Below are 8,132 nucleotides of genomic sequence, written 5' to 3' on the forward strand. Positions count from 1 at the left end.
CCTCCCCACTGCGGGTCCCCGGTGGGTCCCCCCTGGACATGGCTCATGCCGGCATCCTAGGGAACAACCGCGCGAGCCCCCAACGCCCGTCCCGGCCGGGATTCCCGGCGAGCCCGGTGGTCGGCCCGGAAGGGCGGTTCCGCCGGAGGACGGGTCGTTTTGACCCCCGCCCCCGCGGACCGGTATTCTGCCTGGTCGATATGCGTAATGGCTTGCTCGATCTCACGTGAGGGGCCTTGCGCAGGACAAGTGGGGTGCTCCCTCCCGATCGTCGCGCGGTTTGCGTCACCGTGCCCCGGCTCGGCCGGGGTGAGGACCCCCGGTCCTTGTAAGGATCCACTCACCGAAGAAACGAAGGCTACGACCGTGCGTACGTACAGCCCCAAGCCCGGCGACGTCCAGCGTCAGTGGCACCTCATCGACGCCCGGGACGTCGTCCTGGGCCGTCTGGCGTCCCAGGCCGCCATCCTGCTGCGCGGGAAGCACAAGCCCATCTACGCGCCCCACATGGACACCGGTGACTTCGTCGTCATCATCAACGCCGACAAGGTGCACCTCTCGGGCAACAAGCGGAGCCAGAAGCTCGCCTACCGCCACTCCGGCTACCCCGGCGGTCTGCGGTCCGTGCGGTACGACGAGCTGCTGGCGAAGAACCCGGAGAAGGCCGTCGAGAAGGCCGTTCGGGGCATGCTGCCGAAGAACACCCTCGGCCGCCAGATGCTGTCGAAGCTGAAGGTGTACGCGGGTTCGGAGCACCCGCACACCGCGCAGCAGCCGCAGCCGTTCGAGATCACCCAGGTCGCGCAGTAGTCCCGGCCACCCATCCCAGACAGAGAGTTTCGAGGAGCATCGTGGCCGAGAACACCACCGAGAACACCGAAGAGTTCGACACCGAGGCCGCCGAGGCCGCCGAGGTCGAGGTCCCCGAGAGCGGCGAGTACACCACCGAGAGCGCGCCGGTCGAGGAGTACGACTCCGAGTCCCTCGCCTCCCGCTTCGGTGACCCGCTGCCGGGCGCCGGCACCGGTCGCCGCAAGAACGCGATCGCCCGCGTGCGCATCGTGCCGGGCAGCGGCAACTGGAAGATCAACGGCCGTACGCTGGAGGCCTACTTCCCGAACAAGGTCCACCAGCAGGAGGTCAACGAGCCCTTCAAGGTGCTCGAGCTGGACGACCGCTACGACGTCATCGCCCGCATCGCCGGCGGCGGCGTCTCCGGCCAGGCCGGTGCCCTGCGCCTGGGCGTGGCCCGCGCGCTGAACGAGGCGGACGTGGAGAACAACCGCCCCGCCCTGAAGAAGGCCGGCTTCCTGACCCGCGACGCCCGCGCGGTCGAGCGGAAGAAGGCCGGTCTGAAGAAGGCGCGCAAGGGTACGCAGTACAGCAAGCGCTGACGCGGCGACAGCCGCTCCCCGTCCGGCCCGAGGGGCCCGGGGAGCGGGTCGGCCGTCACCGACGCCCCGTCGGCGGTTCGCCGTCGACGGGGCGTCCGGCGTTCCGTGCCCCTTTGTGCCGATTGTCGGTCGAACGACAATCCGGGGATAGGGTTGACGCAGTGGGGGCCGCCCGCAGCACGTTCGGAGGAAACAGTGGCACGACTCTTCGGTACCGACGGGGTTCGCGGCGTCGCGAACGTCGAGCTGACCGCCGAGCTGGCGCTGGGCCTGGCCGCCGCGGCGGCCGAGGTGCTCGGCGACCGCGACGGACACCACGGACGTTCGGGTGCCGGGGACGGCGCGACCGGCCGTCCGGTCGCGGTGGTCGGCCGGGACCCGCGGGCGTCCGGGGAGTTCCTGGAGGCGGCCGTCGTGGCCGGCCTCGCCGGCCGGGGCGTGGACGTGATCCGTCCCGGCGTGCTGCCCACCCCCGCCGTGGCCCACCTCACCGACGCGCTCGGCGCCGACTTCGGCGTCATGCTCTCGGCCAGCCACAACCCCATGCCCGACAACGGCATCAAGTTCTTCGCCCGCGGTGGCCGCAAACTCCCCGACGCGGTGGAGGACCGCATCGAGGAGCGCTACCGGGAGTTGATCGAGGGCAAGCACCGCGATCTGCCGGTCGGTGCCGGCGTGGGCCGGGTCGTGGAGCGGCCGGAGGTGGCCGAGCGCTACCTCGACCACCTCGCCTCCGCGCTGCCCCACCGCCTGGACGGCCTGACGGTCGTGCTGGACACCGCGCACGGCGCCGCCTCCACCATCGCCCCGGCCGCCTTCGAGCGCGCCGGCGCCCGCGTCATCACCATCGGGGCCTCCCCGGACGGCCTGAACATCAACGACGGCTGCGGCTCCACCCACCTCGGCCCGCTGCGCGCCGCCGTCCTGGAGCACGGCGCCGACCTGGGCATCGCGGTGGACGGCGACGCCGACCGCTGCCTGGCCGTGGACGCCGCCGGCGAGGAGGTGGACGGCGACCGCATCCTCGCCGTCCTCGCCCTGGCCATGCGTGAGGCCGGCACCCTGCGCGGCGACACGGTCGTCGCCACGGTGATGTCCAACCTCGGCTTCAAGCTGGCGATGGAGCGCGAGGGCATCGAACTCCGACAGACCGCCGTCGGCGACCGCTACGTGCTGGAGGAGATGACTGCCGGCGGCTTCGCCCTCGGCGGCGAACAGTCCGGGCACGTCATCGCCCTGGATCACGCCACCACCGGCGACGGCACCCTCACCGGTCTGCTGCTCGCCGCCCGGGTCGCCGCCACCGGCCGTTCACTGGCCGACCTGGCGGCCGTGATGACCCGGCTGCCACAGGTGCTGGTCAACGTGCGCGGCGTGGACAGGGCACGGGTCGGCGAGTGCGCCGGCCTCGCGGCGGCCGTCGCGGCGGCCGAGCGGGAGCTGGGCACCACGGGCCGGGTGTTGCTGCGGCCATCCGGCACCGAGCCGCTGGTGCGGGTGATGGTCGAGGCCACCGACGTCGAGCAGGCCCGCCGGCTGGCCGACGAACTCGCCGAGGTGGTGCGGGCGGAGCTGACGCCCGGCGCCCCCGCGAACGAGGCCGTGAACGGCTCGGCGAAGGACCCGGCGAACGACTCCGTACGCACCGGCTGAGCCGCGCGCCACCGTCCCCCGCCGCACCGGGGAGTGTCTTCCCGGCGGCGGCGGGCGGGGGACTGTGGGGGCCCGCGCCCTCCGCCCCCGGGGACGGTCCCACCGGCCGACCGGTGGTCGGGGACCGGCGCTCAGAGTTTGCGCAGCGACAGCCGGCGCACCGTGTGGTCCGGTCCCTTGCGCAGGATCAGCGTCGCCCGCCCCCGGGTGGGTTCCACGTTCTGCGTCAGGTTGGGGCCGTTGATGGTCGCCCAGATGTTCCGGGCGTAGGCCAGCGCCTCCTCCTCCGGCACCCGGGTCCAGCGGCGGAAGTACGAGTGCGGGTCGCGGAACGCCGTCTCGCGCAGCTTCCGGAAGCGCTCCAGGTACCACTCGCGGATGTCGTCGGGACGCGCGTCCACGTAGACCGAGAAGTCGAAGTAGTCGGCGAGTGCCACCCGGGTCCGGCCGTCCCGGCCCGGCAACGCCGGTTGCAGCACGTTCAGGCCCTCGACGATGAGGATGTCCGGGCGCCGCACCACCAACCGCTCGCCGGGCACGATGTCGTACACGAGGTGCGAGTACACCGGGGCGGTGACCTCCTCCCGGCCGGCCTTGACATCGGCGACGAACCGGGTCAGGGCGCGCCGGTCGTAGGACTCGGGGAAGCCCTTGCGCTCCATCAGCCCGCGCCGTCGCAGTTCCGCGTTGGGGTGGAGGAAACCGTCGGTGGTCACCAACTCCACCCGGGGGTTCTCCGGTCCGCGCCCCAGCAGCACCTTCAGCAGCCGGGAGACGGTGGACTTGCCGACCGCCACGCTGCCGGCCACACCGATCACGAACGGGGTGCCGCGCCGGCGCTCCTCCCCGCCGTTGCCCAGGTCGCCGAGGAAGGTGTTCAGGGCGCCGCGCAGACCCCGGGTGGCCTCCACGTAGAGGTTGAGCAGTCGGGCCAGCGGCAGGTAGACCTCCCGCACCTCGTCCAGGTCGATGACGTCGCCCAGACCGCGCAATTCCTCGACCTCCTCGGCGGAGAGCGTCAACGGGGTCCGCTCGCGCAGGGTGCTCCACTCGGCGCGGCTCAGGTCGACGTACGGCCCGGAGGGCCCGGCGGGTCGACGGGAGCGGGAGGCGGCGGGGGCGGTGCCGGTCGGCCGGGGCAGCGGGCCCCCGGTGGCGTCGGTGGACTCCGGACCGGCGCGTTCCGTTCCGGCCGGTCGGTACGAGGGCTGCTGCGGGGAGGGGGCCACGCCACCATTGTCCGCACCGCCGGTGGGCCGTCCCCGGCGGGGCCCGGCCCCGGCCGGTCGCGCCCCGGACGAGCCGGCGCCCGCGCCGCCGAACCCCCGGGGAGCGGGCGCCGATACGCTGCCCCCGGCAGGCGGCACCGACCCGGTGGAACGGCCGGGGAACGGTGCCGCGCGGTGAGCGGAGCGGGGAGTCGGGGCGTGATCATCGGAGTGGGCATCGACGTGGCCGGCATCGACCGTTTCGCCGAGGCGCTGCGCCGCACCCCCCGGCTGGCGGACCGGCTCTTCGTGGACGCCGAGAGGTGGCTGCCCGACGGCGAGCGGCGCGGCACCGCCTCCCTGGCCGCCCGATTCGCGGCCAAGGAGGCGTTGGCGAAGGCGCTGGGGGCCCCGCCCGGCCTGCGCTGGACCGACGCCGAGGTGACCACCGACGACCTCGGCCGCCCCCGGCTGACGGTGCGCGGCACGGTGGCGGCACGCGCCGCCGAACTGGGCGTGCGGCAGTGGCACGTGTCGCTCAGTCACGACGCCGGGGTGGCCTCGGCCGTGGTGATCGCCGAGGGCTGAGGCCGGGGCCCCGGGACCGCGCCCGGCGCCGGTAGGAGCCGACCCGCGTGCCCGCGTCCCCACCGGGACCGGGTGTGACGGGCAGACTGGGCGGATGCGTACCGCGTATCGCGTCGAGACCGTGCGCGCCGCCGAGCGCGCCCTCATGGAACGCCTCCCCGACGGAGCCCTGATGCAGCGGGCGGCCGCCGGCCTGGCCGCCGTCTGCCTGCGGATGCTGCGCCCGGGGCCGGTCACCGGTGCCCGGGTGGTGCTGCTGGTGGGCACCGGCGACAACGGCGGTGACGCCCTGTGGGCGGGGGCCCGGCTCGCCGCGCGCGGGGTCGCCGTCACCACCGTCCTCCTCGACCCCGATCGCGCGCACGCCGCCGGCCTGGCGGCGCTGCGCCGGCGCGGCGGGCGGATCGTCGACACCGCCGAGGCCCTGGCGGAGGACGGCGCACCGCGCGTGTGGGGGCGACCCGGGAACCCGCCCGCCCTGATCGTGGACGGCCTGCTCGGTATCGGTGGTCGCGGCGGGCTGCGCTCCCCGGCGGCCGAGGTGGTGCGCCGGGCGGCCGGTACCGGGGCGCCGGTGCTGGCGGTGGATCTGCCCAGCGGGGTGGAGGCGGACACCGGCGAGGTGCGGGGCGAGGCGGTGGAGGCCGCCGTCACCGTGACCTTCGGCACCCACAAGCCGGCGCTGCTGGTGGCCCCCGCCCGGCACCGCGCGGGCGTGGTCCACGCCGTGGACATCGGCCTGGGGCCGGAGCTGGACCGGCTCGGCGGGGAGGCCGGGCCGGACGTGGTGGCGCCCGAACACGTCGACATCGCCGCCCTGTTGCCGTCCCCGGGCCCGGAGAGCGACAAGTACCGCCGGGGTGTGGTCGGCGTCGCGGCCGGCTCCGAGCGGTACCCGGGGGCGGCGGTGCTCGCCGTCGCGGCGGCGCTGCGCGGCGGCGCCGGAGCGGTGCGGTACCTCGGTCCGCCCGCCGGGGCGGTCCTGGCCCGCCACCCCGAGGTGCTGGTGGGACACGGCCGGGTGCAGGCGTGGGTGGTCGGCCCCGGACTGGACGACACCGACGAGGGACGCGAGCGGCTGGCCGTGGTCCTCGCGGACGACGTGCCGACCGTGGTGGACGCCGACGCCCTCGCGCTCCTCCGGGGCGCGCTGCCCGGGGACCGGCGCGCCCCGCTGGTGCTCACCCCGCACGCCGGCGAGGCGGCCCGGATGCTGGGCGCGGAACGGGACGAGGTGGAGGCCCGCCGGCTGTGGGCGGTGCGCGAGCTCGCCGCCCGGTTCCGGGCCACGACGCTGCTCAAGGGCTCCACGACCCTGGTGACCGTGCCCCCGACCGAGGGCCCGCCACCGCCGGTGATCGCCAATCCGACGGGCACCCCGTGGCTGGCCACGGCCGGTACCGGGGACGTGCTCGCGGGGCTGATCGGTTCCCTCCTGGCGGCCGGTCTGGCGCCGGGGGAGGCCGCGATGGCGGGGGCGTACCTGCACGGACTCGCCGCGCGGCTGTGCCCGGAGCCGCCGGTGGCCTCGGACGTCGCGGCGGCGCTGCCGGCCGCCCGCCGGCTGGTCACGGGCTCGGGGGCGACCGGCTCCCCGACCTGACCGACGGGAGGGGTCCGCCGCCCCGCCGCCGCCCGGAGCCGTGCGTTCCCGCCGGGCTCTGGAACACTGTGGTGGATGAACGTGCACCACGCCCCGAACCCCGTCGGGACGGCCCGGCCCGCCGAACCGACGGGGAGCCCCGCCCACGCCCCCGCCCCGCTGCCCCGGGTACGGGCGGAGGTCGACCTCGCGGCGGTCCGCGACAACGTGCGCGCCCTGCGCGGTCTGGCACGCGGCGGCGCCGGCGTGATGGCGGTGGTCAAGGCCGACGCCTACGGCCACGGGATGCTGCCCTGCGCCCGGGCCGCCCGCCGGGCCGGGGCCGACTGGCTGGCCACCGCCACCCCCGAGGAGGCGCTGGCGGTGCGCGCGGCCGGTGACACCGGGCCGCTGCTGTGCTGGCTGTGGACGCCGGGCGGCCCGTGGGCCGAGGCGCTCGCGGCGGACATCGACGTCTCGGTGGGCGGCGCGTGGGCGCTGCGCGAGGTGATCGGGGCGGTGCACGCTGCCGGTCGGCCCGCCCGGGTGCAGTTGAAGGCCGACACCGGCCTGGGCAGGGGCGGCTGCGCGCCCGCCGATTGGCCGGCCCTGGTGACCGCCGCGCGGGCGGCCGAGGCGGAGGGCCTGCTGCGGGTGACCGGGGTGTGGTCCCACCTCGCCTGCGCCGACGAGCCGGGCCACCCGTCGATCCCCCCGCAACTGGAGGCGTTCCGGGTCGCGTTGGCGGAGGCCGAACGGGCCGGGCTGCGCCCGGAGGTCCGACACCTGGCGAACTCCCCGGCCGCGCTGACCCTGCCGGGGACCCACTACGACCTGATCCGGCCGGGCCTGGCCGTCTACGGCCTGTCGCCCGCCCCCGAACTGGGCCTGCCGCGCGAGCACGGGTTGCGCCCGGCGATGACGCTGCGCGCCGCCCTGGCGGGGGTCAAGCGGGTGCCGGGCGGCCACGGGGTGGGTTACGGCCACCACTACGTCACCCCCGGTGAGACGACTCTCGCCCTGGTGCCGGCGGGGTACGCGGACGGGGTGCCCCGGCACGCGTCGGGCGCCGGACCGGTGCTGGTGGCGGGCAAGTGGCGGACGATCGCCGGACGGGTGGCGATGGACCAGTTCGTCGTGGACCTCGGCGGCGACCCGGCCGAGCCGGGGGACGAGGCGGTGCTCTTCGGCCCCGGTGACGACGGGGAGCCGACCGCCGAGGACTGGGCTCGGGCCTGCGGCACCATCGGGTACGAGATCGTGACCCGGATCGGCGCCCGGGTGCCCCGGATCCACCTGAACGACGACTGAGCCCGGGGCGAACGGGGACCGACGGGACCGGTCGGAGTCGATCCGGGTGGGCGATCGTGCGCGGTCGGGCGGATCCGGTCGGTCATCGGTCGATTCCGATCGCCCCGTCCGGCGTTCTCCCCGGCCGCCGCCGGAGCCGCCCCGGGCCCCGGCGGGTCGTCCGGAGCACGGGGGCCCGGACCCGCCGGCGACGCGTACCATCCGAGCCATGACCGACCCCATCGTTCCCGACCCCGTCGATTCCCGTCACACCCTTTCCGGAGCCGTCGCCCCCACCGACCCGGCGGGGGTCGACCGTCTGACCCTCACCGTTCCGGACCCGGCGGCGATGAACCGCCTCGGCCGCGCCCTGGGCGGTCTGCTGCGGGCGGGCGACCTGGTGGCTGTCTCTTATAC

General features: G+C 75.7%; 7 protein-coding genes and 1 pseudogene. 7 read left to right on the forward strand and 1 reads right to left on the reverse strand.

Annotated features, from left to right (window positions below; translation table 11 throughout):
* Window positions 1-366: 366 nt before the first annotated feature.
* The 3 genes and pseudogenes from rplM to glmM all read left to right on the forward strand — a co-directional run.
* The gene (gene rplM, locus FNQ90_RS06880) at window positions 367-810 is read left to right on the forward strand and encodes a 50S ribosomal protein L13 (protein ID WP_143622216.1); all 444 of its coding nucleotides are present in this window, start codon (window positions 367-369) and stop codon (window positions 808-810) included.
* A gap of 41 nt (window positions 811-851) precedes the next feature.
* On the forward strand, window positions 852-1,394 hold the full coding sequence (gene rpsI, locus FNQ90_RS06885) for a 30S ribosomal protein S9 (protein ID WP_323379812.1): 543 nt from the start codon (window positions 852-854) through the stop codon (window positions 1,392-1,394).
* 195 nt (window positions 1,395-1,589) lie between these two features.
* Window positions 1,590-2,969, forward strand: a pseudogene (gene glmM / locus FNQ90_RS06890) (phosphoglucosamine mutase); the annotation flags it as partial.
* Between the two features lie 209 nt (window positions 2,970-3,178).
* Here glmM and coaA read toward each other — a convergent pair.
* Window positions 3,179-4,189, reverse strand: a complete 1,011-nt coding sequence (gene coaA, locus FNQ90_RS06895; protein WP_182605447.1) for a type I pantothenate kinase — start codon at window positions 4,187-4,189, stop codon at window positions 3,179-3,181.
* A 285-nt stretch (window positions 4,190-4,474) separates the two neighbouring features.
* Between coaA and FNQ90_RS06900 the strand changes: the two genes are divergently transcribed.
* The 4 genes from FNQ90_RS06900 to FNQ90_RS06915 form a co-directional block, all read left to right on the forward strand.
* Window positions 4,475-4,843 carry a holo-ACP synthase gene (locus FNQ90_RS06900; RefSeq protein WP_143621637.1) on the forward strand — a complete coding sequence of 123 codons (369 nt, stop codon included), beginning with the start codon at window positions 4,475-4,477 and terminating at the stop codon, window positions 4,841-4,843.
* Between the two features lie 94 nt (window positions 4,844-4,937).
* Window positions 4,938-6,446: an NAD(P)H-hydrate dehydratase gene (locus FNQ90_RS06905; RefSeq protein ID WP_182605445.1), complete on the forward strand. Its 1,509-nt coding sequence runs from the start codon at window positions 4,938-4,940 to the stop codon at window positions 6,444-6,446.
* 75 nt (window positions 6,447-6,521) lie between these two features.
* Entirely contained in the window at window positions 6,522-7,736 is a 1,215-nt protein-coding gene (gene alr, locus FNQ90_RS06910; RefSeq protein ID WP_182605446.1) for an alanine racemase, read from the forward strand.
* Between the two features lie 208 nt (window positions 7,737-7,944).
* Window positions 7,945-8,132: hypothetical protein (locus FNQ90_RS06915; RefSeq protein ID WP_407699315.1), on the forward strand; the 188-nt coding region annotated here is incomplete at its 3' end.

It is taken from the genome of Streptomyces alkaliphilus (assembly GCF_014141535.1).
Lineage (GTDB): Bacteria > Actinomycetota > Actinomycetes > Streptomycetales > Streptomycetaceae > Streptomyces > Streptomyces alkaliphilus.